Annotated in this window: 31 protein-coding genes; 23 read left to right on the top strand and 8 right to left on the bottom strand. The window is 43.7% G+C overall.

What is annotated here, in order from left to right; all coding sequences use genetic code 11:
* The first annotated feature begins 3 nt into the window (after nucleotides 1-3).
* Both BHE18_RS13025 and BHE18_RS13020 read left to right on the top strand, forming a co-directional pair.
* Nucleotides 4-429 carry a protein-tyrosine phosphatase family protein gene (locus tag BHE18_RS13025; protein WP_071618999.1) on the top strand — a complete coding sequence of 142 codons (426 nt, stop codon included), beginning with the start codon at nucleotides 4-6 and terminating at the stop codon, nucleotides 427-429.
* A gap of 16 nt (nucleotides 430-445) precedes the next feature.
* A complete protein-coding gene (locus BHE18_RS13020; RefSeq protein ID WP_071618998.1) occupies nucleotides 446-721 on the top strand; it encodes an adhesin in 276 nt (91 codons plus the stop codon).
* A 47-nt stretch (nucleotides 722-768) separates the two neighbouring features.
* On the opposite strand, the gene BHE18_RS13015 is transcribed toward BHE18_RS13020, so the two are convergent.
* Both BHE18_RS13015 and BHE18_RS13010 read right to left on the bottom strand, forming a co-directional pair.
* The gene (locus BHE18_RS13015) at nucleotides 769-1,635 is read right to left on the bottom strand and encodes a permease (RefSeq protein WP_071618997.1); all 867 of its coding nucleotides are present in this window, start codon (nucleotides 1,633-1,635) and stop codon (nucleotides 769-771) included.
* A gap of 80 nt (nucleotides 1,636-1,715) precedes the next feature.
* Complete coding sequence (locus BHE18_RS13010; protein ID WP_071618996.1) at nucleotides 1,716-2,039, bottom strand: ArsR/SmtB family transcription factor; 324 nt, start codon at nucleotides 2,037-2,039, stop codon at nucleotides 1,716-1,718.
* A gap of 268 nt (nucleotides 2,040-2,307) precedes the next feature.
* On the opposite strand from BHE18_RS13010, the gene BHE18_RS23780 reads away from it, so the two are divergent.
* Entirely contained in the window at nucleotides 2,308-2,442 is a 135-nt protein-coding gene (locus BHE18_RS23780; RefSeq protein ID WP_268876332.1) for a hypothetical protein, read from the top strand.
* A gap of 109 nt (nucleotides 2,443-2,551) precedes the next feature.
* Here the strand turns inward: BHE18_RS23780 and sigK are convergent, their stop codons facing one another.
* On the bottom strand, nucleotides 2,552-3,265 hold the full coding sequence (sigK, locus tag BHE18_RS13005; RefSeq protein ID WP_071618995.1) for an RNA polymerase sporulation sigma factor SigK: 714 nt from the start codon (nucleotides 3,263-3,265) through the stop codon (nucleotides 2,552-2,554).
* A gap of 171 nt (nucleotides 3,266-3,436) precedes the next feature.
* Here sigK and BHE18_RS23255 point away from each other — a divergent pair, with 171 nt between their 5' ends.
* Nucleotides 3,437-3,574 (top strand): hypothetical protein, encoded by a 138-nt coding sequence (locus BHE18_RS23255; protein ID WP_169792802.1) that lies wholly within the window; start codon nucleotides 3,437-3,439, stop codon nucleotides 3,572-3,574.
* Between the two features lie 290 nt (nucleotides 3,575-3,864).
* On the opposite strand, the gene pssA is transcribed toward BHE18_RS23255, so the two are convergent.
* Complete coding sequence (gene pssA, locus BHE18_RS13000) at nucleotides 3,865-4,404, bottom strand: CDP-diacylglycerol--serine O-phosphatidyltransferase (protein WP_071618994.1); 540 nt, start codon at nucleotides 4,402-4,404, stop codon at nucleotides 3,865-3,867.
* A gap of 167 nt (nucleotides 4,405-4,571) precedes the next feature.
* On the opposite strand from pssA, the gene BHE18_RS12995 reads away from it, so the two are divergent.
* The gene (locus BHE18_RS12995) at nucleotides 4,572-5,354 is read left to right on the top strand and encodes a phosphatidylserine decarboxylase (protein ID WP_071618993.1); all 783 of its coding nucleotides are present in this window, start codon (nucleotides 4,572-4,574) and stop codon (nucleotides 5,352-5,354) included.
* A 62-nt stretch (nucleotides 5,355-5,416) separates the two neighbouring features.
* On the opposite strand, the gene BHE18_RS12990 is transcribed toward BHE18_RS12995, so the two are convergent.
* Entirely contained in the window at nucleotides 5,417-5,557 is a 141-nt protein-coding gene (locus BHE18_RS12990) for a sporulation histidine kinase inhibitor Sda (protein WP_071618992.1), read from the bottom strand.
* Between the two features lie 383 nt (nucleotides 5,558-5,940).
* Here BHE18_RS12990 and BHE18_RS12985 point away from each other — a divergent pair, with 383 nt between their 5' ends.
* Genes BHE18_RS12985 through BHE18_RS12950 form a run of 8 tightly spaced genes read left to right on the top strand, consistent with a single transcriptional unit; the run spans nucleotide 5,941 to nucleotide 10,939 of the window.
* Nucleotides 5,941-6,462 (top strand): YqeG family HAD IIIA-type phosphatase, encoded by a 522-nt coding sequence (locus tag BHE18_RS12985; RefSeq protein ID WP_071618991.1) that lies wholly within the window; start codon nucleotides 5,941-5,943, stop codon nucleotides 6,460-6,462.
* Nucleotides 6,459-7,559: a ribosome biogenesis GTPase YqeH gene (gene yqeH, locus BHE18_RS12980; protein WP_071618990.1), complete on the top strand. Its 1,101-nt coding sequence runs from the start codon at nucleotides 6,459-6,461 to the stop codon at nucleotides 7,557-7,559. The genes BHE18_RS12985 and yqeH overlap by 4 nt, the downstream gene beginning before the upstream one ends.
* Before the next feature lie 10 nt (nucleotides 7,560-7,569).
* The gene (gene aroE, locus BHE18_RS12975) at nucleotides 7,570-8,412 is read left to right on the top strand and encodes a shikimate dehydrogenase (protein ID WP_071618989.1); all 843 of its coding nucleotides are present in this window, start codon (nucleotides 7,570-7,572) and stop codon (nucleotides 8,410-8,412) included.
* Nucleotides 8,406-8,699 carry a ribosome assembly RNA-binding protein YhbY gene (gene yhbY / locus BHE18_RS12970; RefSeq protein ID WP_071618988.1) on the top strand — a complete coding sequence of 98 codons (294 nt, stop codon included), beginning with the start codon at nucleotides 8,406-8,408 and terminating at the stop codon, nucleotides 8,697-8,699. Before aroE ends, yhbY begins: the two co-directional genes overlap by 7 nt.
* Nucleotides 8,700-8,712: 13 nt before the next feature.
* A complete protein-coding gene (locus BHE18_RS12965) occupies nucleotides 8,713-9,282 on the top strand; it encodes a nicotinate-nucleotide adenylyltransferase (protein ID WP_071618987.1) in 570 nt (189 codons plus the stop codon).
* Complete coding sequence (yqeK, locus tag BHE18_RS12960) at nucleotides 9,275-9,841, top strand: bis(5'-nucleosyl)-tetraphosphatase (symmetrical) YqeK (RefSeq protein WP_071618986.1); 567 nt, start codon at nucleotides 9,275-9,277, stop codon at nucleotides 9,839-9,841. The genes BHE18_RS12965 and yqeK overlap by 8 nt, the downstream gene beginning before the upstream one ends.
* 1 nt (nucleotide 9,842) lies before the next feature.
* Nucleotides 9,843-10,193, top strand: coding sequence for a ribosome silencing factor (gene rsfS / locus BHE18_RS12955; protein WP_071618985.1), 351 nt, complete (start codon nucleotides 9,843-9,845; stop codon nucleotides 10,191-10,193).
* Nucleotides 10,193-10,939, top strand: coding sequence for a class I SAM-dependent DNA methyltransferase (locus BHE18_RS12950; RefSeq protein WP_071618984.1), 747 nt, complete (start codon nucleotides 10,193-10,195; stop codon nucleotides 10,937-10,939). The genes rsfS and BHE18_RS12950 overlap by 1 nt, the downstream gene beginning before the upstream one ends.
* 91 nt (nucleotides 10,940-11,030) lie before the next feature.
* Here the strand turns inward: BHE18_RS12950 and comER are convergent, their stop codons facing one another.
* A complete protein-coding gene (gene comER, locus BHE18_RS12945; protein WP_071618983.1) occupies nucleotides 11,031-11,849 on the bottom strand; it encodes a late competence protein ComER in 819 nt (272 codons plus the stop codon).
* A gap of 173 nt (nucleotides 11,850-12,022) precedes the next feature.
* Here comER and BHE18_RS12940 point away from each other — a divergent pair, with 173 nt between their 5' ends.
* The 3 genes from BHE18_RS12940 (at nucleotide 12,023) to BHE18_RS12930 (ending at nucleotide 15,547) form a co-directional block, all read left to right on the top strand.
* Nucleotides 12,023-12,622 carry a helix-hairpin-helix domain-containing protein gene (locus BHE18_RS12940; protein WP_171910709.1) on the top strand — a complete coding sequence of 200 codons (600 nt, stop codon included), beginning with the start codon at nucleotides 12,023-12,025 and terminating at the stop codon, nucleotides 12,620-12,622.
* Between the two features lie 68 nt (nucleotides 12,623-12,690).
* Nucleotides 12,691-13,254, top strand: a complete 564-nt coding sequence (locus BHE18_RS12935; RefSeq protein WP_071618981.1) for a ComE operon protein 2 — start codon at nucleotides 12,691-12,693, stop codon at nucleotides 13,252-13,254.
* Entirely contained in the window at nucleotides 13,247-15,547 is a 2,301-nt protein-coding gene (locus BHE18_RS12930) for a DNA internalization-related competence protein ComEC/Rec2 (RefSeq protein ID WP_071618980.1), read from the top strand. The genes BHE18_RS12935 and BHE18_RS12930 overlap by 8 nt, the downstream gene beginning before the upstream one ends.
* 159 nt (nucleotides 15,548-15,706) lie before the next feature.
* Here BHE18_RS12930 and BHE18_RS12925 read toward each other — a convergent pair whose 3' ends face one another.
* Nucleotides 15,707-15,841 carry a YqzM family protein gene (locus tag BHE18_RS12925; protein ID WP_071618979.1) on the bottom strand — a complete coding sequence of 45 codons (135 nt, stop codon included), beginning with the start codon at nucleotides 15,839-15,841 and terminating at the stop codon, nucleotides 15,707-15,709.
* Nucleotides 15,842-16,136: 295 nt separating this feature from the next.
* On the opposite strand from BHE18_RS12925, the gene holA reads away from it, so the two are divergent.
* Nucleotides 16,137-17,156, top strand: a complete 1,020-nt coding sequence (gene holA, locus BHE18_RS12920; RefSeq protein ID WP_071618978.1) for a DNA polymerase III subunit delta — start codon at nucleotides 16,137-16,139, stop codon at nucleotides 17,154-17,156.
* A gap of 389 nt (nucleotides 17,157-17,545) precedes the next feature.
* On the opposite strand, the gene rpsT is transcribed toward holA, so the two are convergent.
* Nucleotides 17,546-17,797, bottom strand: coding sequence for a 30S ribosomal protein S20 (gene rpsT / locus BHE18_RS12915; protein ID WP_071618977.1), 252 nt, complete (start codon nucleotides 17,795-17,797; stop codon nucleotides 17,546-17,548).
* 220 nt (nucleotides 17,798-18,017) lie between these two features.
* Here rpsT and gpr point away from each other — a divergent pair, with 220 nt between their 5' ends.
* From gpr to hrcA, 6 genes are all read left to right on the top strand, one after another.
* Nucleotides 18,018-19,148: a GPR endopeptidase gene (gene gpr / locus BHE18_RS12910; protein WP_071619310.1), complete on the top strand. Its 1,131-nt coding sequence runs from the start codon at nucleotides 18,018-18,020 to the stop codon at nucleotides 19,146-19,148.
* 221 nt (nucleotides 19,149-19,369) lie between these two features.
* On the top strand, nucleotides 19,370-20,572 hold the full coding sequence (gene spoIIP / locus BHE18_RS12905) for a stage II sporulation protein P (RefSeq protein ID WP_071618976.1): 1,203 nt from the start codon (nucleotides 19,370-19,372) through the stop codon (nucleotides 20,570-20,572).
* A gap of 18 nt (nucleotides 20,573-20,590) precedes the next feature.
* On the top strand, nucleotides 20,591-20,926 hold the full coding sequence (locus BHE18_RS12900; RefSeq protein ID WP_071618975.1) for a DUF3679 domain-containing protein: 336 nt from the start codon (nucleotides 20,591-20,593) through the stop codon (nucleotides 20,924-20,926).
* Nucleotides 20,927-21,206: 280 nt separating this feature from the next.
* Nucleotides 21,207-23,039 (top strand): translation elongation factor 4, encoded by a 1,833-nt coding sequence (gene lepA, locus BHE18_RS12895; protein ID WP_071618974.1) that lies wholly within the window; start codon nucleotides 21,207-21,209, stop codon nucleotides 23,037-23,039.
* Nucleotides 23,040-23,130: 91 nt separating this feature from the next.
* On the top strand, nucleotides 23,131-24,261 hold the full coding sequence (gene hemW / locus BHE18_RS12890) for a radical SAM family heme chaperone HemW (protein ID WP_071618973.1): 1,131 nt from the start codon (nucleotides 23,131-23,133) through the stop codon (nucleotides 24,259-24,261).
* A gap of 505 nt (nucleotides 24,262-24,766) precedes the next feature.
* Nucleotides 24,767-25,801: a heat-inducible transcriptional repressor HrcA gene (gene hrcA / locus BHE18_RS12885; RefSeq protein WP_071618972.1), complete on the top strand. Its 1,035-nt coding sequence runs from the start codon at nucleotides 24,767-24,769 to the stop codon at nucleotides 25,799-25,801.
* Nucleotides 25,802-25,863: the final 62 nt, after the last annotated feature.

The raw sequence follows: 25,863 nt of genomic DNA, 5'->3' as shown, positions 1-25,863 counted from the left end.
AACATGAATAATAACTATCATGAATTAATAAAGGGTCGTATTTATATCGGCGGGGCGGACGACGCAGAAGAAGCAGCGCAGAATGAACAGATCGATTTTGTTTTGGATTTACGTGCTGAGTCACCAAATAGTGATGCAGAGTATACTCGTATCCACAGCCCCATCGTGGATGATGCGGGTGACCAGGATGATTCCATTAAAGAATCAATCCACAGGGTTGTATCTGCCTACAACGATGGCAAAAATGTATATTTTCACTGCCAGGGCGGCAGCAACCGAACAGGTACAGTGGCGGTAGGAACACTGCTTGAACTTGGAAAAGCGAAAACATTGGATGAGGCTGTAGCCATGGCTAAACAATCACGGCCAAAGATCAATGTAAAACCTGAAATGATGGACTCTTTACGTAAACTCTATCCACAAGCTTAACAGGAGGGAATTGTATATGCAGATTACTGATCAAGCAAAACAAACATTATTGGATATTCTAAAAGAGCAAGGAGCAGAAGGCATCCGTTTATCTTCTATTGCAGGGTGCTGCGGACCTCAAATTGCAGTGTCGATGGACGAGCCGGAACCGTCCGATAATATCCAAACCGTCAACGGTATACGAGTTGCCATCGATTCAGACATGACGGCAACCCAACAACTTACGATTGACTTAGAAAAGACACCTGAGGGAGAGGGACTAGTCCTCATCGGAGCGGGTAACTGTTGTTAAATAGAACAAAAGGCAGCTGCATCTTACGCAGCTGCCTTTACTGTTCATTAGACTAAATAAAAGATGAATCCGGAAACGGTAGACATCGAGATAACCGATAGTACAAAGATGAAGACCAGCTCTTTTTTAAAGATGGATTTGAGCAGGACCACTTCAGGAAGGCTTGCTCCCGCTGAACTGATCATCATCGCCATAACCGGCCCGAGAGCCATTCCTTTCATGATCAAAATCTGTGATATGGGAATCATGCTGGATAGCCGTATATACAATGGAACTCCGATAATGGCTGCAATCGGAATCAACCACCAATGATCTCTTCCAAAGAAGCCAGATATCCATTCAGTAGGGACCAGGTCATGGATGACTGCACCAATTGCTGCCCCGATGATAAGATATGGAAATACACTTCTCATTAATTGAAGGGTTTCTTTCATTGCTCCCTTCAAGGAAAATTTCTTTTCTTCTTCACTGTAGCCGGACATCATGACATTTTTGACGTATTTCTCAAATCCTAATGCTTCTAAAATAAATCCAATAGCGATAGAGAAGAAGGTAGTGACCAGTGTGTAAATTAGTGTCACTTTCCAGCCGAGAACCACTCCCATGATGGTGAGGATGGTTGGATCCAAAACGGGTGAAGCGAATAAAAAGATCATGACAATCCCGAAAGGCATTTTCTTTTTCAGCATGTTCACAACCACAGGAATGGTGGAACAGGAGCAAAATGGAGTAATGAAAGCAAAGACGATTGCAGCAGCAGCACCCCAAGCTTTATTCCTGCCCGATATCAGCTTCTCGATTCTTTCATAAGGGATGAATCCTTGTAATGCACTGATGGCAAATGAAATGATCACAAACAAAACAGTTAATTCTAGCGCAATCTCAAAAAAGCTTCTTAGTGTTTCTCCCCACATCTTCATAATCCCCTTCCTAAATTAATTAATCAAAATAAGTTGATATATAAATCAAAAAAAATTGATGTAAATCCAAAAAATTAGCATGTTGGCCTGAACAGACAACATAGCTCAGCAGATAGAAGATGATTAATCTCGCTTTGGTTCAAGGAGTAATAACTCCATGTCCCCCTGGTTTCTTTGGTGATAATATTTGCATCGAGAAGAATTTTTAGATGATAGGAAAGTTTCGACTGGGCCATCTCCATAAGCGGAGCCAGGTCACAAACACACATTTCTCCTTTTTCGGTCAAGATATTCATTATCTGAAGTCTCTTTTGGTCTGCGATTGCTTTAAATTTTGCTTCATACGTTTCAAACATCTTTTGTTTGGAAATGTCTTGTAATGGTATTTCCTTCTTCATTGCTGGTACCTCATTTCTATTCAATTCGTCTTGATATCCTCATCTTATATCCAATATTTTCATGTGTCAAGGAATTAATCAATATTTTTTGATGTATTTATTTTACTGTATGCAGGATAGATTACAAAAGTGATAAAACAATTTTTTTTGATATAATGGTTGCATTTAGAAAAAATTGCTAATATACTATTGATATAAATCAAATAAATTTGATGTAAATTATAAATCAAAAATATTTGATTTAAATTGAATATAGGGGTGATTTTAAATGAATTTTGTGAAAATCTTTTTAGGGCAAAAAGGGAATGAGTCAAAGAACTGCTGCAGCATAGAAATCAAGGAAGTGGAAACTGACCGAAAAGAAGAAAATTGCTGTCACATAGAAAATAATTCATGCTGCTAGTGAAGATTAAGCGATAAACAAAATTAAATGGATTTTCCGTCTGGTCCATAAGTAGATCAGTCGGAAAATCTGAATAGAAAAAAGCGCACGAAACCCCGTGCACCTTTGGTTATTTTCCCCTTTTTTCTTTCTCTTCCCTGTAAAATTCGTGAAACATCTTCATTAATGCACGCTTTTCAATCCGTGAAACATAGCTCCTTGAAATGCCCAATTCCTTTGCGATCTCCCTTTGGGTCTTTTCTTCTTTCAAATCCAAACCGAAGCGGCCGACGATGACTTCCTTTTCCCGTTCATCCAGCACACAAATATATTTACGGACTTTCTCAAGTTCCATACTTAACTGGATTGTATCTATCACGTCATCTGTTTCCGATTTCAAAATATCGATCAGGCTGATTTCATTTCCTTCTTTATCCTGCCCGATCGGATCATGCAAGGAAACGTCTTTTTTTGTTTTCTTAAGCGCACGAAGATGCATGAGGATCTCATTTTCGATGCATCTTGCCGCATAAGTGGCTAGCTTTGTACCTTTCCCTTCCGAATAACTCTCGATTGCCTTTATCAAACCTATGGTCCCGATGGAAATTAAATCTTCTGGGTCTTCGCCTGTATTTTCGAATTTTTTCACGATATGTGCGACCAGACGCAAATTATGTTCGATCAGCAGATTTCGTGCGTGGTCATCTCCTTCAGCCATCTTGCGCAAATACTTTTTTTCATCCGCTGAAGATAAGGGCTGAGGAAATGCATTGTTTTTTACATAAGAAACGAGAAATATCAGTTCCTTGAAAAAATACCCAAGTGCTGTTAGAACGCCAGACATATTTACACCTCCATGAAGGACTTATATAGAAGCATATGAAACAGAATGCGCCACCTTGCACGTCCATATAAAGTATACAGGCTGTCGGCTAAATAAGGAGGGTGTTTGCCCATACCGGAGTGATCCGGGACTCATATAATAATCATAGTAAGTATGTAAGGAGGTAATCTCATGCCATATGGTTATCCAGGTTATCCTTATTATTGCCCTCCGTATTACGGCGGTGGAGGGTTCTTCCTGGCACTCGCAGTCATCCTGCTCGTCCTGCTCTTCCTCTTTGGCGGCTGGTGGTACTACACACAATGTTAGAAAAGCGGAGGCGGCTTGATCAGGCCCGACAAGCATAAGTTGAATGGGCCGGGAAGGCGCTTTTTGCCTTCTTGGCCCATTTAGCTTATTTACCTCGAGGGGATAGCCGCCGCAGTTGGACCCCGTACAAGAAAAGTGGCTGGTACAAATGCATTCTAAACTAAGTAAAACCCAAACTAATTTGCCTTCAAAGAAGCAAATTAGTTTGGGTTTTATAAATTTTTGTACACGAGTTGTTCAGTTTAAGTATGTTCCAGCTCTTGCACGGAAATCAATAGCGTGATAAGAGCTTAAACTTTTTTAAGCGTAAACGAACTGATCATCAGCAAAGATAGAATAACCGTTATGAATAAGACCAATACATCCGGTATTACTGGTATGGCTAAATAACTGATTGTTAACAGGCAGCCTGCAGCAGTGATGGGCAGTCCGGTGAAAAATCCGGTATTTTCAGTGATATTGAAACGGGCAAGCCGGAAAGCGCCGCATCCGATATAGAAAATCGTGAAAAACATGCCTGGAAACGAAAACTCATTCAATACAGCGGTATAGATCAGCAATGCAGGTGCAACACCAAAGGAAATGATATCACTCATCGAGTCAAGCTGCTTCCCAAGCTCGGATTCGATATTCAATCTTCTTGCGGCCATCCCGTCAAGACGGTCGGTTAACGCAGCGATGAAAATGAGAAGCAGACTTAAATTCAGCTGGTGGTGAAAAGTCGCGATGATACTGAATCCTCCGAGGGACAGGTTGGTTAATGTTAATAGATTGGCGGTTTGGGATTTCAGTTTTCTTACGGTCTGGTCAACGACTTCGGAGAGCAGCAACAGGCAGTCACCCCTTTTTATTATGTTATTAAAAATCCATATGCATCTACATGCAAGAAAATGATATCCACTAAAGAAAATCCCTCACCATATAGTATATAATGATGATTTATTATATACTTAGTAAATTGCTGTTTGTATCTTTTTGTGAACAGAAAGGAGCCAACGTGAAACAATCAATCTATCGATTATGTATTGAATTGACTAATAAGAAATGGTCGTCATATATATTGAGAAAGTTCGTGCAGTCCCGTCTGAGCAAGCCTTTCATTCCCGGGTTCATCAGCACATACAAAATCAATGTTGACGAACTCCAGGGGGAAATCGGGGAGTATCCAACACTTCATGATTTCTTTATCCGAAAGCTTAAAGGGGATGCAAGGAGCATCCAATATGGAAATGATGAGGCTGTAAGCCCGGTTGACGGACTCTTGGCAGAAACCGGGCCGATATCTGATAAGCTTGAGATCATGGTAAAGGGCAAGCCCTATTCTGTTCTTGAGATGTTAGGTGCGGACGATAAAGCTTCATCATATATAGGGGGCAGGTTCGGCGTCTTTTATCTAAGCCCCGCGAATTATCACCGCATTCACAGTCCGGTTGACGGAACTGTGCTGAATAGATGGTCACTCGGGAGACATTCCTACCCGGTCAATGATTCGGGACTTTTATACGGAAAAGCCGTTCTCGCAAAAAATTACCGTGAAGTGACCGAATTGCAGCACAGGCAGGGCAAAGTAGCCGTCGTCAAGGTAGGGGCTATGTTTGTAAACAGCATTCAGTATGTGAACGAAAGTGACAAGTGGAGACAGGGGGAAGAGGTTGCTTATTTCAGCTTCGGATCCACAGTTATTCTATTATTTGAAAAAGACAAGTTTCAATTTTTAAGCGGCAAATCCGTCCCGCGTGAAGTGAAGATGGGGGAAACGATTGGGAAATTCAACGAGTAAGAAAAAGGACGGATATGATAATCCGTCCCGTTTTTCTTGTCGCGGCTCAGTAAAGCCGTTTATTATGAAGTTGCTTTTATGCGATGTGATAATGATCGACGGTGAATTTCCATTTCGATGAGGCGGATAAATTCAGAGCTCAGTTTTAATTGGCGTGCTTTGTAATAAGAGTCCAGCAGTAGTTCGTCCGATAATTTCCTCATTAATTTCACCTCCGGGAGTGTCATATATTTTAAATCGGTTTCATATTTTTGTATGTTTTAAAGTAGTAATTAAACTTTACCAAATAACTTTTTTAAGAACAAGCGTTCCGTTATCCACAGTTTTCAGTGGATAAGTTGTGGTTAAACTGTATACAACTGGAAACTGCGCCTGCCTGGATTGAAAGAATAATGTGAATAAGGTTATCCACAGCATCGAGGTGCCTTGAAATTTGTCGAAAAATATTTATGAATAGTTGTAATATTCATTGACCAAGCCCATATAATATGGTTTATTTTGAATCTGCAAGTAAAATTGGTTATCATTAATTTAATTAAGGATAAAGTACGTACTAAATGATATAGAAATATGAGGTGTATAGACGGTGTTAAAGCATTTTCTACCTGATGAACAGGTTCAGGACATATTCAGTATACGTCCCGGCTATTTAAAGGAAAAAGGTATTAAAGCCATTATTACGGATTTGGATAATACCCTTGTGGAATGGGACAGGCCAAATGCAACGCCAAAGTTAATTCAATGGTTTAAAGAAATGCAGGAAAATGGAATTCTTGTGACGATCGTTTCGAATAATAATGAAAAACGCGTTGGCGCATTTTCAGACCCCCTTGGGGTGCCTTTTATATTCCAGGCAAGAAAACCGATGGGACGTGCTTTCAGACGTGCCATTAAGGAAATGGGAGTAAAAAAGGAAGAAACGGTTGTAATCGGTGACCAGCTATTGACTGACGTGCTTGGCGGGAACAGGAACGGATTCCATACCATTCTTGTTGTACCAGTGGCACAGTCTGACGGTTTCTTTACGAAATTCAACAGAAGAGTCGAAAGAAGGATCATGAAGTTTTTCAAGCGGAAAGGATTGCTTGAGTGGGAGGAAAAGAAGTGAGCGAAGTAGTTTGTGTAGGTTGTGGAGTGGCGATTCAGACAGAAGATAAAGAAGGCATCGGGTACGCCCCCCCTTCCGCGTTACAGAAAGAAGAAATCATCTGCCAGAGATGTTTCAGGTTGAAGCACTATAATGAAGTACAGGACGTGCCTTTGACCGATGACGACTTCTTAAAGATTCTGAATGAAATTGGCAATTCAGAAGGACTTATCGTTAAAATAGTCGACATTTTCGACTTTAATGGAAGCTGGCTTCCTGGTCTTCACCGCTTTGTAGGCTCAAATCCGATACTGCTGATTGGTAATAAAGTAGATTTACTGCCTAAATCAGTGAAGCCTTCCAAGATGATTCACTGGATGAAGCATGAAGCGAGCCAACTGGGTTTGAAACCGGTCGATGTTCAATTGGTGAGTGCGGCCAAAGGAATCGGTGTCGAAGAAGCGATCCGGTCAATCGAAAAGTACCGGGACGGGAAAGATGTGTATGTAGTAGGCTGTACGAATGTAGGGAAGTCTACATTCATCAATCGGATCATCAAGCATGTTTCTGGTGAACAGGATGTCATCACCACTTCCCATTTCCCGGGAACTACATTGGACATGATCCAGATCCCCCTTGATGAAGGTGAATCCCTCATCGACACACCGGGGATCATCAATCACCATCAAATGGCCCACTACGTGGATAAACAGGATCTTAAGATCATCACCCCTAAAAAAGAGATCAAGCCGAGGACGTTCCAGCTGAACCCTGAGCAGACCTTATTCTTTGGGGGATTGTCCCGGTTTGACTTCTTGAGGGGGGAACGTCAGCCGTTCACTGCTTATTTCTCAAATGAGTTGACGATCCACCGGACGAAATTGGAGAAAGCCGACGATTTGTATAAGAATCATGCCGGGGAACTGCTCCAGCCGCCTCGTAAAGATGACATGGATACATTCCCTGAGCTCGTAAAGCATGAATTCAAAGTAAAAGAAGCGAAGACGGATATCGTTTTCTCAGGATTGGGATGGATCACGGTCAATGAGCCGGGAGCCTCGATCGCTGCCCATGTACCCAAGGGTGTCAGTGTATTCCTGAGAAAATCTTTGATTTAGGAGTGGTAAAGTGTGTGAACTATACGGTGTGATTGGAGATCCGATTGTCCACTCCATGTCCCCTGTCATGCATAATGCAGCGTTCAAGAAGGCTGTAATAAATGCCTCATACGGCAAATTTCATGTGACACCAGATGCATTGCCTCAAGCCATTAATGGAATCCGGGCTCTTGGATTGCGCGGGATCAATGTAACGGTTCCCCATAAGACAGCCGTCATACCATTATTGGATGAGGTGGATCCCCTGGCACAATCCATCGGGGCTGTCAATACAATCGTGAACCGTGAAGGGAAGCTGATCGGCTTCAATACCGATGGTTTGGGGTTTGTGGAAGGTCTGAAGAAGGAAATCAGCGGCAGTATATCAAATAAGTCAGTATTGATCATCGGAGCCGGCGGCGCTGCAAAAGCGATCTATCATACCCTGGCTGCTTTGGGGGTAAAGAAGGTTGATCTGGCCAACCGCTCGGAAGAAAAAGCCGCTGCCATGATCGGCACCTGCCCGGCGGGGGTGGAATCACATTACCACAGGCTGGATGAAGCCGGATCGGTATTGCATCTCTATGATATCGTCATTCAGACGACTTCAATCGGGATGTATCCCCGAGTCGGTGAATCACCCGTCAGGATTGAGAGGGTCAAGCCCGGAGCGGTGTTCAGCGATATCATTTATAATCCCCTGAAGACAACTTTTTTGAAGCAGGCAGAAGAAAAAGGAGCCATCATACAAAATGGCATCGATATGTTTGTCCATCAGGGGGCGCTTGCATTCAATAAATGGACGGGGGTCACCCCGGATACGGAACTTTTGAAAAAAGTAGTGTTAAAACAACTGGGAGGTACACAATGTTAAAAGGGAAACAAAAGAGATATCTACGTTCGGAAGCACATCATTTATCGCCGATTTTCCAAGTGGGAAAAGGCGGCGTCAATGAGAATATGACCAAACAGATTGAAGAAGCACTGGAAAAACGGGAGTTGATGAAAATCAGCATTCTCCAAAACTGTGATTGGGATAAAACTGAAGTGGCCGATGCGCTAGTCGAAGGCACAGGTGCGGAACTTGTCCAGGTCATCGGGAACACTATCGTTCTTTACAAAGAATCGAAGGAAAATAAGCAAATCACTCTTCCAAGATAAAGGTGGAAGGACTATGAAGAAAAAAATAGGACTCCTGGGAGGTACATTCAATCCTCCCCATATTGGCCATCTTATCATTGCCGAGCAGGTCCTTGAAAAAGCCGGGCTGGATGAAATCCGTTTCCTGCCAAACCGTGTCCCTCCGCATAAAGAGAAGGATGAAACGGTATCGGTTGATCAGCGGCTGCGGATGCTCGAGGTTGCGATTAAAGGAAACCCGAAGTTCGGGGTGGAACAAATCGAACTTGAGAGGGAAGGCACATCCTACACATATGATACAATCAAAGCTCTGACCGAGAGAGATCCCGAAATCGATTATTCTTTCATCATCGGCGGGGATATGATTGAATATCTCCCTAAGTGGCACAAGGTGGAAGAACTGATTAAGATGGTGGAATTCATCGGCGTAAACAGACCTTCTTATCGTCATGATACATCATATAAACTGCAATATGTGGAAGTGCCGGACATGGCCGTTTCTTCTTCCTTCATCCGGGATTCCGTAAGAAAAAAACAATCGATCCGGTATCTTGTGACCGATGATGTGTATCGAATCATAGAGGAGGAGAACCTGTATGGATAGACAGAAAGGGCTGGATATAGTGAAGCGGCAATTGACAGACCACCGCTTTATCCATACGTGCGGTGTCATGGAAACGGCGATCACACTTGCGCGTCAGTACGGGGCTGATGTAAAAAAAGCTGAAACGGCCGCCATCTTTCATGATTATGCAAAATTCCGTGATAAAAAGGAAATGAGGCAGCTGATTGAGTCGGAAGGGCTGCCTGCCGATCTATTGGATTATAACAGCGAACTTTGGCATGCCCCTGCAGGCGCCATACTCGTAAAGAGAGAGGCTGGCATTACAGATGAAGAAGTGTTGAATGCGATACGCTGGCACACTTCAGGATGTGATCATATGTCATCACTGGATAAAGTGATCTATTTAGCGGACTATATAGAACCCGGCCGCCAATTCCCAGGAGTGGAGGAAGTCAGGGATTTGGCCGGGGAATCCCTGGATAAAGCATTGATCAAAGCCTTGCAGAATACAATCATGTTTTTGATGAAGAAAAACCAGGCGGTATATCCCGATACATTCCGTTTTTATAATAAACTGGTAATTGAACAGAGGAGATGAAATGATGGAACAACCTTTAGTGGAATTAGCATATAAAGCAGCGGATGACAAGCGTGCAGAGGATATCGTCGTCCTCGATATGAAAGGCATTTCTATGATTGCGGATTACTTCCTGATCTGCCACGGAAACTCAGATAAGCAGGTTCAGGCAATCGCCCGTGAATTGAAGGACAAGGCCGAAGAAAACGGGTATTCCGTGAAACGCCTTGAAGGTTTCGACCAGGCAAGATGGATCCTGGTGGACCTGGGGGATATCGTGGCACATGTGTTCCATAGAGATGAGAGAGGGTATTACAACCTGGAACGTCTATGGGGAGATGCCTCGCATGTTGAGGTCAGCGAAAGTCTTTAATGAGTTACGAACGATTTGCCTATATCTATGATCATCTCATGCAGGATGTGGATTATGACGGATGGCTTGATTTTGTAAACCGGCAGTCGGAAACATATGCTGCAGAAGGGAAAGACATCTTGGATATTGCCTGCGGCACGGGGGAATTATCCCTGCGCCTTGCAGGGAACGGTTATTCTGTCACCGGCATCGACTTGTCTGAAGATATGCTGGTCATGGCTCAGCGGAAGGCTCAGGAAAGGAATATCATGCTTTCTCTTTTCCAACAGGATATGTCACATTTGGAACTGCAGCGGGAGTATGGGCTGATTACGATATTTTGCGATTCACTCAACTACCTTGAAAAAGAGGAAGATGTGATCCATACATTCAGAGGCGTTAATAACCATTTAAAGCAGGACGGACTTTTTATGTTTGATGTCCATTCCCTTTATAAAATGTCGCAAATCTTCATGAATCAGACATTCACCCATACAGATGATGCTGTATCCTATATATGGGATTGTTTCCCGGGAGAAGTCCCGAACAGTGTGGAACATGAACTTACTTTCTTTGTTATCGACGAAGAGACCGGGCTGTATGAAAGGGTGGAGGAACTTCACAAACAAAGGACATATCCTGTTTTGCAGCTTACGGAATGGCTCGTGCAAGAGGGATTTGAGGTCCTTGATATCTCTGCGGACTTCACGGAACAGCCGCCTGCGGGCGACAGCGAGCGGATATTCTTCACATGCAGGAAAAAATAAAAACCGGGAGAGCAGAACGGATGCTCCCCGGTTTTTTGAAATTGAAGCAGGAATTCGACGATTTGCGTCGAAATAAAAATAAGGAGTCCATTCAGACTCCGAATTGAGATTGTGTCTCCGTGATATCATCTGCAAATTTCTCCTGAGTCGCTTGAAATAACTTCTCGAACACCTCTCCCAGTTCTCTTTCCATTACATCGATGCCCTTGCCTGTCACGCCGCCTTTCACACAGACTTTCTCCTGCAGGGCCGGTAATGAGTAGATTTCTTTCTTCAACAGATCCCCCAGGCCGACAAGCATCTCAGAAGCCAGTATCGTAGCCGTTTCAGGATCGATTTCAGTGACCTCGACAGCCGCGTTGATAAACCGCTGTGTCAGATAACTGAAGAAAGCCGGCCCGCAGCTGACAATGTCCGACGCAACCCTTGTGACCTCTTCCCTTATCAATACCGGAGTCGATATATGTTCAGCGAGTGTTGTCAGTCTCCCCTTCCAATGTTCAGTACAATCACTTCCGAATGTCAGCAGGGAAACCCCGCTGAGCGCCCTGTTCGTGATACTCGGTATGAAACGTGCGCAGGAACAGGGGAGGATCGATTGCAGCTGGTCTAAACTGACGGGACTGGTAATGGACACTGCACATTTATCCTCGGTGAAGCAGTTTTTATTTTCCTCTATCACACGATAAACATCATGAGGTTTAACACAAATGAACACTATATCAGAAGATTTGATGACTTCTTCACTGGAATTCAAAACATGGCCGCCGGTTGTTTCTTGAATGAGCTTCGCTTTCTTCAATGTCCTGTTGGTCATGTAAAGTCTGGAAGGGGAAATTGCCTTCGACTCGATAAAAGCTTCAATAATCACTTTCCCCATGTTCCCCGTTCCGATAATGCCTACTTTCATGTGCAGCCCTCCTTCTTCCGCATTTTTTCTCTCAGATGCTTTTTCCTGTAGCCCTACACAATCTAATATAGGATTCGGTTCTCCTACAACTTATGAATTGCCCCAAGCGAATATTCCAAACGAGGTGATTTAGAGCCATGCATCCCCTAATTGAAAAACACAAGGGAATTTTAATGATAGCCGCACTGGGTACGGCGATAGTAATGTTTTATTTTCTTAATTCTTCTGACGGCCAGCCCGAAGGAAATGGACTTAATTCCATGACTATAGAGGCAAAGGATCTTGAAGTTGAGGGTGGGGAAGCACCCTCTGATAAAGCTTCAGAACCAGTAGATGAAAGTGTATATGTTGATGTGAAGGGCGAGGTGAAAAAACCCGGGCTGTACGAAGTCAAAAAGGGGGAACGGTTGAAATCCGTCATCGACAGGGCCGGTGGATTCACCGCGAAGGCAGACAGCAAGCTCATCAATCTTGCCATCAAGGTCACGGATGAAATGCTGATCTATGTGCCGGGGGAAGGGGAGGCTGCCGCTCAAGTTCCGTTCATTCAAGAGAATGCGGCTTCACCAGGGGAAGATGGCAAAATCAATTTGAATGAAGCTTCTCAAGAAGATTTCGAGACATTGCCGGGAATCGGTCCGGCAAAAGCTGCCGCTTTCGTACAGTACCGGGATGAAAATGGACCTTTCACCAGAATCGAAGACATCAAAGACATTTCGGGGATTGGGGATAAAACCTTTGAAAAATTAAAAGAATTAATTTTTGTACAATGAATTGACGAATCATCCAGACAATCTATACACTAGTAGAAAGATTCAAACTTCAAGAAGGGAGAAAGAGAATGAAAAGAATTGCCTGGCATCAATATTTCATGGCGCAAAGCCATCTTCTTGCCCTTAGAAGCACCTGCACCCGTCTGACTGTCGGGGCGACCATTGTACGTGATAAACGGATCATTGCCGGCGGATATAACGGTTCGATCGCCGGCGGTGATCACTGTATCGATGAAGGCTGCTATGTTATTGATAATCATTGTGTAAGGACCATCCACGCGGAAATGAATGCACTTCTTCAGTGTGCGAAATTCGGAGTAGGGACAGACGGATCGGAAATTTATGTGACCCATTTTCCATGTCTGCAATGCTGTAAAGCTATCGTTCAGGCAGGAATCAAAACAGTCTACTATGCAGAGGATTATAAAAATCATCCATATGCTGCCGAGTTATTTCAGCAGGCAGAGGTGCGGGTGGAAAAAGTACCTTTTCACGAAAAAAGCCTTGATCCAAAAAATAAAGAAAAGTCCGGCTTTGTATTGCAGCTTATCGAAGAACTTCGTGATAAGGGCGGAGATCCTGAAGCCATCGCGAATTATGAAAAGCGGTACATAGAGCTTTTTAATGAATAAATCCCTGCCTCCCTACCTGTTGCTTTTTATGGCAGCAGGGACATTAACCGGCACCCTCCTGGCACTTCAATCTTATTATTGGGGTGCCTTCTTTTCCTTCTTCCTTCTTTCCATGCTTTTTCTCCGGAAATCTTCTCTTTATGTCTGGCTTGCCAGCTTCTTCGTCTTCCTTTCTGCACTATTGATATCTGACTTCCATGAAAGTACCCGGCATTCCATTTTATCATCAAAAAAGTCCATTCCGATGCTTACCATCGACTCCATCCCCGAGATAGATGGCAGCTCCCTGCGCGGTTTTGGCAAGCTTGATGGTGAGCGGATCGTATTCAGGTACCGGATTCCTTCCGTGGATGAGCTTGAGCCGGCAAAAGCCCTCATACCGGGACATATATGCCGTGTTAAAGGTGAACTGACTGAACCCTTTCGAAACTCTAACCCAAATATGTTCAATTACAAAAGATACTTGTATGAGCGTGACATTCACTGGATCTTAAAGGTGGATGCTTTTGAAGGATGCAGGGAATCCAGGGATGAATGGAAATATACACTGATTCGTTGGAGATCAGCCGGGTTAAACTATATTGAAACAGAGTTTCCTCCTGAGACCGTCGGAATGACTCAGGCACTTGTTTTTGGGGAGACGGGCAGGATATCGGAAGAAATGATGAATGCCTACCGTTCTCTGGGCATCGTCCATTTATTGGCCATTTCAGGTTTGCACGTCGGACTGATATCCGGTATGGTTTACGTCATCCTTTTAAGGACAGGAGTCACGCGGGAAACATCCTTGTGGATATTGATCATGTTTTTGATTTTTTATATGGTGATTACAGGCGGTGCTCCTCCGGTGGTGCGGGCATCTGCCATGCTGATCATACTGATTATCTTCAGGAAATTGCCTTTTACTATCGGTACATTGGACAGCCTGTCGATCGTTTTCATTAGCCTTCTCTTTTGGAACCCCTATTCAATATTTGATATTGGATTTCAGCTCTCGTTCACTGTCAGCTATTGCCTTGTACTGTCTTCTTCCGCCATTTTATCAGATGCTTCCTCTTATTTGACTCAATTATTCAAAGTCACTGCTGTGGCACAATTATCCTCGCTGCCCATCATGATCATACACTTTTATGAGTTTTCCATCATTGGATTCTTAACCAACTTATTATTTGTCCCTGTTTTTTCTCTGATTGTTCTCCCGATGGCATTGATCACTTTTCTTAAGGAGCTTATTGTACCCGCAGGCATGGAATGGATGAATGGGGTCTATAGCCTGATAGTCAGTGGGATCGAGGCACTTACCTCACTATTCGCAGCATTTCCCCTTACTACATTGGTTCTTGGGAAACCTCATTATTCCATTGTTATTTGCTACATTTTTTTGGTGCTGGCTGTTTTTAAAGGGATGGAAAAGGGAGCATGGAGGCTTCGGTCATTTATTTTGTGCTCCTTCGTTCTGCTGCATGCTGTCTGGGTTCAATTCAATCCCTTTGGCGAAGTGACTTTCATTGACGTAGGACAGGGCGATTCGACTCTGATCGATCTGCCTTATAATCTGGGGACGTATTTAATCGATACCGGGGGCATGGTTGAGTTTCCAATGGAAGACTGGGAAAGAAAAGCAAAACCATTTTCCATTGATGAAGATGTAATCCTTCCGTTCCTGAAAAGTAAAGGGATCACAACGATTGATAAACTGCTCCTTACGCATGGTGATTTGGATCATGTCGGGGGAGCGGCAGGCCTTGTGGATAAAATGAAAATAAAGGAGATTTTCATCACCCCCGGGAGCGGTGACAAAAAAGAGATGAAGGAAATCATCGCCCTTGCAGAAAAAAAGGAAGTTTCGGTCAAACAAGTCCACGCTCCGTACGCCTGGAAAGTAAAGGATGTCATATTCCATATTCTCATGCCGCTTGATAAAGAATATGAGGGGAATAATGACTCGCTCGTTGTATATTCTGAAATGGGAGGCATGAAATGGCTGTTCACCGGGGACTTGGAAGAGGAGGGAGAAAAAGAGTTTGCTGCAACATACGAGCTCCGGGCAGATGTGTTGAAAGTAGGTCATCATGGAAGCGCCACATCGACGAGCGGGATCTTTCTAGAAGAGGTGAAGCCAAGCTTAGGAGTGATTTCTGCAGGCAGGGATAATCGATTCGGCCATCCTCATCCGGAAGTGGTCAAACGGCTGAAGGAAAAGGGGATCATGATACACACAACAGCAGATCATGGGGCATTGACTTATCGTTTTTTGGGAAAACGAGGAACATTTTCTGCCCAGCACCCATAGTATGTAGTACCAACACACATTAAGCGCTAAAGAAAAAGGGGCAGACCTCAGAAAGTGTCGGGCCTTCAACCCAATTTATGATACTAATGTTCAGTACCATATATGGAAATTGAAGAAACCGGTTCTTTTTGGGTCTTCCCCTTATCTTCTTTCTTTTCATTAAGATCCAATCAGCTGAATGACAGTCCCAATAATGAACATTGTTGCAAAGAATCCAAAAGAAACAATAAAGCCGACGCCTGAATCTACAGCATCATTTCTCTTTGATTGAACATTTTTTTCGAATTGGTTCACAACTACCCCTCCTATTTCTATTCTAGTATAGAACATCGATATTAAAAAATCTATACTTCACTGTACATTTTCCTTTACTGACAAGAGTTGTCACCTATAAGTTGCCCTACCCGGGGTGACACTAATCAATACAAGGGAATACCGTCGGCATGAGAGTGTCCTAGGTCTTTCATGCATGACGTTAATATAGATATAGGGGGTGTCCCTCTCAGCCTGGGCGTCCCCTTACCACTTGTCAAATCCCCAAAGCTTTTTTAACATAGAGTAGATAAAAGAGATATTGGAGAGTGCTGACTTGGTTATAGATACTTGGAAGAAAATTGAGAGGTCTCAGTTTGCTGCGATATATTTAGTATATGGAAATGAATCCTTTTTAATCAATGAGACAAAGCAGCGAATCATTTCTGCTACTTTGACGGAAGAAGAAATGGATTTTAATTTTTCACGATATGATTTGGAAGAGACGCCTGTAGAAGTAGCCATAGAGGATGCGGAAACATTTCCGTTCATGGGTGAAAGACGGGTCGTCATCCTGGACAACCCTGTTTTTCTGACGGCCGAGAAGACCAAGGAGAAGGTAGAGCATAATATCAAAAGGCTTGAACAATACATACAATCCCCTGCTCCTTACACAATCCTTGTACTGACGGCGCGCTATGAAAAATTGGATGAAAGGAAAAAAATCACGAAAGCCCTCAAGAAAGAAGCTGAAGTGGTCGAGGCAAAGAAACTCAACGAACAAGAGTTGAAGGTCTGGGTTAGGGAAAGGGCAGCTGCCAATGCGGTGCAAATCGATGAAGATGCAATCGAGCTGCTTTTGACATTGGCGGGTACGAACCTGATGATGCTCACCCAGGAGCTGGACAAGCTTGCGCTTTACGCAGGTGACACCAATCACATCGATTCAGCGGCGGTGGAAAAATTGACCGCCCGTTCACTGGAACAGAATATTTTTGCGCTTGTAGATAAAGTGGTGCAGCGGAGGATCGATGAAGCGCTGCGCATATATTATGACCTTCTCAAGCAGAATGAGGAGCCGTTGAAAATACTCTCCATACTGGCCGGACAATTCAGGCTGATCTACGGGGCTAAAGAGTTATCTAGAAAAGGATACGGACAGCAAAAGATTGCTTCTTATCTGAAAGTGCATCCTTTCAGGGTGAAGCTTGCAGCAGGCCAGGCAAAGCATTTCAACGACAGTCAATTGGCTGCAATCATTGAAATGCTCTCGGAAGGGGATTACGAAATCAAAACCGGTAGAATCAAAAAAGAACTCATGATAGAGATGTTCTTATTGAAATTGAATGATTTATAAGGGATTTACAGGATAAACGTGGTTTTTTCGGGTCATTTTTAGGAGCCGGGAACCTATTTAGAAGTGGAATATAAGGATTGTGCCTTTATTCGAACGAATTGTACCTTTAGTTAAATGAAATCCTCCTTTCATTTACATAATTGCGCCTTTGTTTGGAATAATTGGACCCTTCAAAACAATAATTGCACCCTTGATGTCGAAAGTTCTTCAGGGAAGCTAACAAACAAAAAAACCACTGGATTAGACTCCAGTGGTTTTTTTTGTTTGTCTAGCTCCAGTGCCTAGCCCCTCGAGACGTTTCAGCCCGACGAATGAAGTCAAAGAGCGACTTCACCCGTCGGGCCTCCAACGCTTTTCAGGGCTGAACAAGGCGCCCTGAGCTTTTCGAATTAGTTTGCTTTTTTCATTAGACGTGATTTTTGACGACTTGCAACGTTTTTGTGGATAAGACCTTTTTGAGCTGCTTTGTCTAATTGACGAATAGCGTCGTTTGTTAATTCTTTAACGTTTTCAGCACCGTTCGCAGCTGCAGCTTCTGCTTTCTTCACAGCAGTACGCATAGAAGATTTTACAGTAGCATTTTGAGCGTTGCGTTGGTCGTTCGTTTTAACACGCTTGATAGCAGATTTAATGTTTGGCATTCCTGTCACCTCCTAAAAAAGGATCGAGATTCTATGTGACTCGATTTTAATTCCTAATCTATTAGAACAAATGATATTTTATCAAACGAATGGCGAGAATGCAATACTAAGGAGTGAAAATAAACAAGTGAATGAAGCCGCGGTCAAAAGGTAAACATAAAAAATAATCAAGAGATTCTTTTGTTTGGAGGGTGACGGAAAAATGAGTGAAAAAAAGAAAGTGAAAGAAGAAATAGATTTGAGTGTTTATTCAGTACGTACAGATCTTGCCGTAGAAGCAAGAGAGATGGTGATATCTGAAAAAGATCAGAAAGATTCCGTTGATAAAACAGATGTTACTTCTGAAATTAAAGGAGTGGTAATAAAAGAAAGAGAGGAAGATGGGGTGAAGATTTCCCTCGTTTCCATTACTCCTGAGGGTGAAGAAAACATAGGGAAAAAAGCGGGAAACTATCTGACGATCGAAGCCCACGGGATAAGGGAGCAAAATACTGAACTGCAACAGCGGGTAGAGTCGGTGTTTGCCCGGGAATTCAGCCAGTTCCTTGAGAACAACAAGATTGGGAAAAATGCAAGCTGTTTAATCGTAGGTCTTGGAAACTGGAATGTAACCCCCGATGCACTTGGTCCCCAGGTTTGTGAAAATGTTCTTGTGACAAGGCATCTGTTCGAACTTCAGCCGGAATCGGTAGAGGAAGGGTACCGTCCGGTCAGTGCCCTTGTACCTGGTGTAATGGGGCTGACCGGCATTGAAACCAGTGACATCATATTCGGAGTGGTTGAAAAGTCAAAACCTGATTTCATCATCGCCATCGATGCTCTTGCTTCCCGCTCCATTGAACGCGTCAATTCTACTATCCAGATATCTGATACGGGGATTCATCCCGGATCAGGGGTCGGGAACAAGAGGAAAGGACTCGACCAGGAGACACTTGGTGTGCCGGTCATTGCCATCGGAGTGCCTACTGTACTTGACGCAGTAACGATCGTCAGTGATACTGTCGATTTTCTATTGAAGCATTTCGGGAAAGAAATCAAAGAGGGGGGCAGGCCATCACGCTCGCTTGCCCCTGCCGGCCTGACTTTCGGAGAGAAGAAGAAGCTCACCGAGGAGGATATGCCCGGAGAAAAACACCGGCAGACCTTCATGGGGATTGTCGGCACGCTTGAGGACCAGGAAAAGAGAAAGCTTATACACGAGGTGCTGGCACCGATCGGGCACAATCTCATGGTTACCCCTAAAGAGGTGGATGTCTTTATTGAAGATATGGCAAATTTAGTGGCGAATGGCTTGAATGCAGCATTGCATGATGCAGTGGATCAGGAAAATACCGGGTTTAAGACAAGATAAGGAAGTATCTATGAAAGCTGCGGAGAAGTGGATTCCGCAGCTTTTTTCTTTCTTGAAGTAAATAGAATAGAAATCGAATCGTCCTTAATCTAAAGGAAACTTTCCGATCCGCAGTTTAACCCTCGGGAAAAATCCTCATAATGACTAGTAAAAGCAGTTCTAGTATATCTATCAAATGCATAGCTTGTACTAGAATAGATTCTTTCAGGAAGGGTGAGTTTATGAAATCATACAGAGCCACTCCTTTTGCAGCAGCTGTCAATATGAAGGATATCTTCAAGGGGATGATCCTGCTGTTCATCGTGCTGCTTTCAATCTTTTCCTTGACCGGCATTCTGACTTCAATGAAACCGGGGGCAAGGATCACATCAGATTCGATCAGTGAAGCTGCTTCCGCTTTGAATGGTGAAGTACTCTATAAATTGCTTGCATTGGAGAACAGGTCATTTAACTCGATTTTGGACAGAGAGGAAGAAGGTCTTCCAAATCTATCATCTCTACTATTCAAGGCAGCGACCAATATCCGCTTCAACGATCCGCGGAGTCTGCTGGGACGGGGACTTCCGGGCTTTTCAATCTTTGATGGGAACATTCTGGTGGCCGGGGAAGGTACTGATTTTACGAATATGCCCATTGAATCAGTCCCGCCCCAGGATGCACTTGATCTTGAAAAAGAAGCAGAACTGAAAAATATCGATGATATCCAAAAAGACGACCGGGATTCCGGAACATCGGCAGTGACTGCAGAGGATAAGAAAACAGTACTGCTTTACTTTACCCATACACGTGAATCGTACCTGCCATATCTGGACGGAGTAGCGGATCCCGATTCTGCGATGCATTCGAAGATCAATGTGACAAAAGTCGGCGAAATGCTGAAGGCGGAGCTTGAACAAACGGGTATCGGGACCAGTATAGATAAGACGGATGTCATCCAAAAGCTGAATGACAAAGACCTTGCCTACTATAATGCCTACCAGGAATCGCGGCCGTTGGTGGAGACGGCGATGGCGAATAATAAAGATTTATTATACTTGATTGATATCCACAGGGATTCTCAAAGAAAAAAAGTGACCACTGCCGAGATAGACGGGGAAAAATTCGCAAAACTAGCTTTTGTGGTCGGTGAAGAGCATCCGAATTACGAGCAGAACCTGAAAGTGGCAAAGGAGCTGCACGAACTCCTTGATTCGAAATTCAAGGGTCTTTCAAGGGGAGTCATCGCAAAAAAGGGAAGCGGTACGAACGGGAAATTCAATCAGGACCTTTCCGGAAATGCACTGCTCCTCGAATTTGGCGGTGTCGATAATACATTCGAAGAGCTGCAGCGGACAGCCGGAGCATTTGCTGAAATATTCTCTGACTATTATTGGCAGGCTGAAAAGGTGGATCACCATCTTTCCCCTGAACCGGTAAAGCAGTAAATAAAGGGTGAAACTGAAATGAGTAAATTTATCATGAAGTGCATCGTTCTGATATGTTGTTTGTTTGTAGGGGTACTGATCGGCATGCAGCATGCCAACAAAGGGATTATCGAAATGAAGGGCCATGAAAAAGAATCCTTCTCTTCCCCTGTAGGGATGACCCAGGATCAAGAAGGCAACGTAGAAGCGACGTTTCTTGGTAAAGAGGTCGAAAGCCAGACCCTGACCGAGAAAAAAGAGAAGCTGGAAGAAATGAAAGCCTTTAACGCCTTTTCATCAATAGGAAAAGCCCTCGCCGGATTCATAGAAGGCATAACCACAAAAATAGTAGAATTCATTGCCTCTTTGATATGAGATGAAGAGTTGAAAAATGTATAGATATAGTTGATTTTTGGCTCATTTCCGCCAGTCAGAAAAGAAACCAGGGGAAAATATATTTTCCCCTGGTTTCTTTTCTGACTGGCGACCTTTCAGCATAGCTGAAAGGCGGGTGAAACGAACGTTTCACCCGAATGAGTCAAAAATCGTTTAATTTACGAGCCCTGGCCTTCCGGTTTAGATTGAATAATATATACCGTACTGCTATAATTCAACATAGTGTACATGTGTGGATATTACAGGAGTTGAACGAATAATGAACCGTGAAGAAAAACTGAAAAGACAATCGAGAATTAGAAACTTCTCTATCATTGCCCATATAGATCATGGTAAATCAACGCTTGCCGACCGTATTTTGGAGAAAACAAAAGCGTTGACGGCGCGTGAGATGAAAGAGCAATTACTGGATTCAATGGATTTGGAAAGAGAGCGCGGAATCACCATCAAATTGAATTCCGTACAATTGAAATATCAAGCAAAAGATGGCGAAGAATATATCTTCCATCTGATTGACACACCGGGGCATGTCGATTTTACATACGAAGTATCCCGGAGCCTTGCCGCTTGTGAAGGTGCGGTGCTCGTAGTGGATGCTGCCCAGGGCATAGAAGCCCAGACGCTTGCCAACGTATACCTGGCCCTGGATAATGATCTGGAAATACTGCCGGTCATCAATAAGATCGACCTTCCTGCAGCAGACCCTGAGCGGGTGCGCCAGGAAGTGGAGGACGTAATCGGACTGGATGCGTCTGAAGCAGTTCTTGCTTCAGCCAAGGCAGGGATTGGGATCGAAGAAATTCTTGAACAGATCGTTGAAAAGGTGCCTGCGCCACAGGGAGATCCCGATGCCCCGTTAAAAGCATTGATCTTTGATTCCCTATATGATGCATATAGAGGGGTTGTTGCATATATCCGTGTGATGGAAGGAAGCGTCAAAGTCGGAGACAAGGTGCGTATGATGGCGACAGGGAAAGAGTTTGAAGTAACGGAAGTGGGTGTGTTTACACCAAAAGCCACAGGACTTCAAGAACTGACTGTCGGTGACGTAGGGTACTTGACTGCAGCAATCAAGAATGTCGGCGATACGCGGGTGGGGGATACTATCACCCTTGCTAAAAACCCTGCACAAGAAGCGCTGCCCGGATACCGCCGCTTAAACCCAATGGTATATTGCGGTCTGTATCCAATCGACTCAAACCGTTACAACGATCTTAGAGAAGCACTGGAAAAACTTGAATTGAACGACTCTGCTCTTCAATATGAGCCGGAAACTTCCCAGGCACTTGGGTTTGGATTCCGCTGCGGATTCCTGGGGCTTCTTCATATGGAAATCATCCAGGAGCGTATTGAACGGGAATTCAAAATCGATCTGATCACGACTGCACCGAGCGTAATCTATCATGTTCAGCTTACAGACGGGGAAGAAGTGAAGGTTGACAATCCATCTATGATGCCTGATCCGCAAAAAGTGGATTTTGTAGAAGAACCTTACGTAAAAGCGACGGTGATGGTCCCGAACGACTATGTAGGAGCCGTAATGGAGCTTTGCCAGGGCAAGCGGGGCAATTTCATTGACATGCAATACATGGATGATACCCGTGTCAATATTGTGTATGAACTTCCGCTCGCGGAGATCGTGTACGATTTCTTCGATCAACTGAAGTCAAGCACAAAAGGGTACGCCTCTTTTGATTATGAATTGATCGGCTATAAGGAATCGAAACTTGTGAAGATGGACATATTGCTGAACTCTGAAAACGTAGATGCGTTGAGCTTTATTGTACACAGGGATTTTGCCTATGAACGCGGGAAACTTATAGTTGAAAAACTGAAGGATCTCATTCCGAGACAACACTTTGAGGTACCTATCCAAGCAGCAATAGGCCAAAAGATTGTAGCGAGATCTACAATTAAAGCAATGCGTAAAAATGTACTCGCTAAGTGTTACGGCGGTGACATTTCACGAAAACGTAAACTTCTTGAAAAACAAAAAGAAGGTAAAAAGCGGATGAAATCAGTCGGTTCCGTTGAAGTTCCGCAGGAAGCATTCATGGCCGTCTTAAAGATGGACGATTCTGAAAAGAAATAGATTTTTTATGGATAAAGGGGGGAAGAGGCTTGTTTCACAAGTTCTGCTTACCCCCTTTTCTCTATGAGTGTAGGAAAAGGAGGGATTGAAGTTGGCGAAATCAGCTTACATCCATATACCGTTCTGCGAACATATTTGCCATTATTGTGATTTCAATAAAGTATTCATGCAGGGACAGCCGGTGGATGAATATCTTGAAATGCTGGGACGGGAAATGAGGCAGCGGGTAAATAAAAATAATGAATTGGACACGATTTTCGTTGGCGGCGGTACCCCTACTGCCCTGAGTGCCAAACAATTGGATAAGTTGTGCAGGGAAATCAACAATAATCTGCCGTTTTCAAAAGGGGAGTTCACATTTGAGGCGAACCCGGGAGATCTAACGGAAGACAAACTCAGGGTTTTGAAAGAACATGGCGTTAATCGATTAAGCTTCGGCGTCCAGTCTTTCAATGATGAACTGCTGAAGGGAATCGGCAGAAGCCACAAGAGTAAGGACGTGTATTCCTCAGTGGAATCGGCCCAGAAAGTCGGTTTTACAAACATCAGCATTGATTTGATCTACAGCCTTCCGAAGCAGACGGAAGAAGATTTCAGGGACACACTTATTAAGGCTCTTGAACTTGAGCTTCCTCACTATTCGGCATACTCGCTGATCGTAGAGCCAAAGACCGTCTTTTATAATCTGATGCGCAAGGGCAAATTATCGCTTCCGTCACAGGAACAGGAAGCGGCTATGTATGAAGTGTTGATTGAAACGATGGAGAAATACGGGATCAATCAATATGAAATCAGCAACTTCGCTAAAGAAGGCTATGAAAGCAAACACAATCTGGTTTATTGGGACAACAATGAATATTATGGTTTAGGCGCGGGTGCACACGGATATATAAACGGAGTACGATATTCAAACTTCGGACCGCTGAAAAAATATATGGAACCCATAGCAGCCGGGAATGTACCGACAATTCAGGAACACAACGTAACCAGGGGAGAAATGATGGAAGAGGAAATGTTCCTCGGCCTCCGAAAAACAGAAGGCGTAAGCAAATCCGTTTTCTCCAAAAAATTCGGCTGCCCAATCGAATCAGTTTTCCAATCATCACTAGAAGAAATGCAGAACCGCAAACTCCTGCTGGTCGACGATGAACATGTCGCCTTGACAAAACAGGGACGATTCTTGGGCAACGAAGTCTTTCAAGCTTTTCTTGGCGTAATTTAATTGATGCAACTATAAAAAAAGTTGATTGTAAAAGGCCTTAACAACTCTTCCTGTTAACGCTATTTGCGTTTTTTAACCGGCCACAGCAGTTGATTGGAGTGGAAGACGAAGACTCCTGCGGGAAAAGCGTGTTAGGTGAGACTTGTCCAGCTCCAGGGCTTAGAGGCACATGTCATAAGTCAACTCGCCCAAGAAGGCAAAGAACGCCTTCGTGGACGATTCGCCTTATGCCACCCGCCTCTGACCAAAGCCCTTCCGCTTTTCTAACCCGCAGGAGCGAAGCGACGAGGAGGCTCACCAACCGCCAGCGGAAAGCGAAGTCTTCCACGGAAATCAACAGCGGTGTTCAGTGGCGGTAAAAGTGAGAGATGTACTGGTATAAAGAAGGATGACAAGTTTAAGAAAAACACCAAATCTAATATATTGACATCCACAATCTGATTTGATAATTTATTAATTAGATTTAGCACTCATCACAACAGAGTGCTAACAGAGGTGATGAATGTTGTTAACAGATCGACAACTTCTAATTCTTCAAGTTATCATTGACGATTTTATCCTTTCGGCCCAGCCGGTCGGCTCACGGAGTTTATCCAAAAAGGATGAGATTTCATTCAGCTCTGCCACCATCCGCAATGAGATGGCTGATCTTGAGGATCTGGGCTTCATTGAAAAGACCCATACCTCTTCAGGCAGGGTTCCGTCTGAAAAAGGATACCGCTATTACGTGGATCACCTGCTAGCTCCGCAGAAACTGCAGAAGCAGGATGTACATGCGCTGCGCTCGATTTTTTCAGAAAGGATATATGAACTCGAGAAAGTCGTGCAAAAGTCGGCAAAGATCCTTTCCGAGCTGACGAATTATACGACAATCGTATTGGGACCTGAGTTAAAGGAAAACAAGTTGAAGAAAATCCAGCTCGTTCCGCTCAACCAGGATACCGCGATTGCCATCATCGTGACGGATAACGGACATGTGGAAAATAAATTGTTCCATATCCCGCCGGCAATGGATGCAGCGGAGCTTGAAAAATTGGTCCATATCCTGAATGACCGTTTGACAGGGGTGCCATTGAACGAATTGAACGATAAAATCTTGAAAGAGGTGGCGATTCTATTAAAAGAACACATCCAGAACTATGATTTTATCCTGCATTCGATTACGGACTCCATTAACTCTACGGTTACCGACAAGTTGTTCTTTGGGGGCAAGACAAACATTCTCAATCAACCTGAGTTCAATGATATACAGAAAGTCCGGATGCTGCTTGAGATGATTGAGCAGGAAGAGAGTGTCTATAATCTCATCCGTCCGTCTGCTACCGGATTGAATATTAAAATCGGGAAAGAGAATGATCATCTTGCCATGGAGAATTGCAGTCTTATAACGGCAACGTATTCAATAGGCAAAGAGCAATTAGGTTCCATTGCAATCATCGGACCGACACGAATGGAATATTCGAGGGTTGTAAGCTTACTTAATTTCTTTTCGAACGATATGTCGCAGGTCTTGACGAAACTGTATCAAAGCAAGGATTAGTGGACATATTGTATAAAGGATTATCATGCCCGGAATCGCTTGATTCCGCGGCTTTATTACGG

Origin of the sequence: Rossellomorea aquimaris (genome assembly GCF_001877785.1) — a bacterium.
Lineage (GTDB): Bacteria > Bacillota > Bacilli > Bacillales > Bacillaceae_B > Rossellomorea > Rossellomorea aquimaris_A.
This window is presented reverse-complemented; position numbering and strand designations above follow the sequence as displayed.

What these genes read in the sequence shown, in the direction of transcription:
- yhbY (WP_071618988.1), top strand. Translation starts at nt 8,406, where the DNA reads ATGTTAAAAGGGAAACAAAAGAGATATCTACGTTCGGAAGCACATCAT.
- BHE18_RS13015 (WP_071618997.1), bottom strand. Translation starts at nt 1,635, where the DNA reads ATGTGGGGAGAAACACTAAGAAGCTTTTTTGAGATTGCGCTAGAATTA.
- rpsT (WP_071618977.1), bottom strand. Translation starts at nt 17,797, where the DNA reads ATGCCAAACATTAAATCTGCTATCAAGCGTGTTAAAACGAACGACCAA.
- BHE18_RS23255 (WP_169792802.1), top strand. Translation starts at nt 3,437, where the DNA reads ATGCCATATGGTTATCCAGGTTATCCTTATTATTGCCCTCCGTATTAC.
- BHE18_RS12900 (WP_071618975.1), top strand. Translation starts at nt 20,591, where the DNA reads ATGAGTAAATTTATCATGAAGTGCATCGTTCTGATATGTTGTTTGTTT.
- BHE18_RS23780 (WP_268876332.1), top strand. Translation starts at nt 2,308, where the DNA reads ATGAATTTTGTGAAAATCTTTTTAGGGCAAAAAGGGAATGAGTCAAAG.
- BHE18_RS13020 (WP_071618998.1), top strand. Translation starts at nt 446, where the DNA reads ATGCAGATTACTGATCAAGCAAAACAAACATTATTGGATATTCTAAAA.
- BHE18_RS12935 (WP_071618981.1), top strand. Translation starts at nt 12,691, where the DNA reads ATGAAAAGAATTGCCTGGCATCAATATTTCATGGCGCAAAGCCATCTT.
- sigK (WP_071618995.1), bottom strand. Translation starts at nt 3,265, where the DNA reads ATGTCTGGCGTTCTAACAGCACTTGGGTATTTTTTCAAGGAACTGATA.
- lepA (WP_071618974.1), top strand. Translation starts at nt 21,207, where the DNA reads ATGAACCGTGAAGAAAAACTGAAAAGACAATCGAGAATTAGAAACTTC.
- BHE18_RS12930 (WP_071618980.1), top strand. Translation starts at nt 13,247, where the DNA reads ATGAATAAATCCCTGCCTCCCTACCTGTTGCTTTTTATGGCAGCAGGG.
- BHE18_RS13010 (WP_071618996.1), bottom strand. Translation starts at nt 2,039, where the DNA reads ATGAAGAAGGAAATACCATTACAAGACATTTCCAAACAAAAGATGTTT.
- BHE18_RS13025 (WP_071618999.1), top strand. Translation starts at nt 4, where the DNA reads ATGAATAATAACTATCATGAATTAATAAAGGGTCGTATTTATATCGGC.
- BHE18_RS12950 (WP_071618984.1), top strand. Translation starts at nt 10,193, where the DNA reads ATGAGTTACGAACGATTTGCCTATATCTATGATCATCTCATGCAGGAT.
- BHE18_RS12965 (WP_071618987.1), top strand. Translation starts at nt 8,713, where the DNA reads ATGAAGAAAAAAATAGGACTCCTGGGAGGTACATTCAATCCTCCCCAT.
- rsfS (WP_071618985.1), top strand. Translation starts at nt 9,843, where the DNA reads ATGATGGAACAACCTTTAGTGGAATTAGCATATAAAGCAGCGGATGAC.
- yqeK (WP_071618986.1), top strand. Translation starts at nt 9,275, where the DNA reads ATGGATAGACAGAAAGGGCTGGATATAGTGAAGCGGCAATTGACAGAC.
- BHE18_RS12990 (WP_071618992.1), bottom strand. Translation starts at nt 5,557, where the DNA reads ATGAGGAAATTATCGGACGAACTACTGCTGGACTCTTATTACAAAGCA.
- BHE18_RS12940 (WP_171910709.1), top strand. Translation starts at nt 12,023, where the DNA reads ATGATAGCCGCACTGGGTACGGCGATAGTAATGTTTTATTTTCTTAAT.
- comER (WP_071618983.1), bottom strand. Translation starts at nt 11,849, where the DNA reads ATGAAAGTAGGCATTATCGGAACGGGGAACATGGGGAAAGTGATTATT.
- spoIIP (WP_071618976.1), top strand. Translation starts at nt 19,370, where the DNA reads ATGAAATCATACAGAGCCACTCCTTTTGCAGCAGCTGTCAATATGAAG.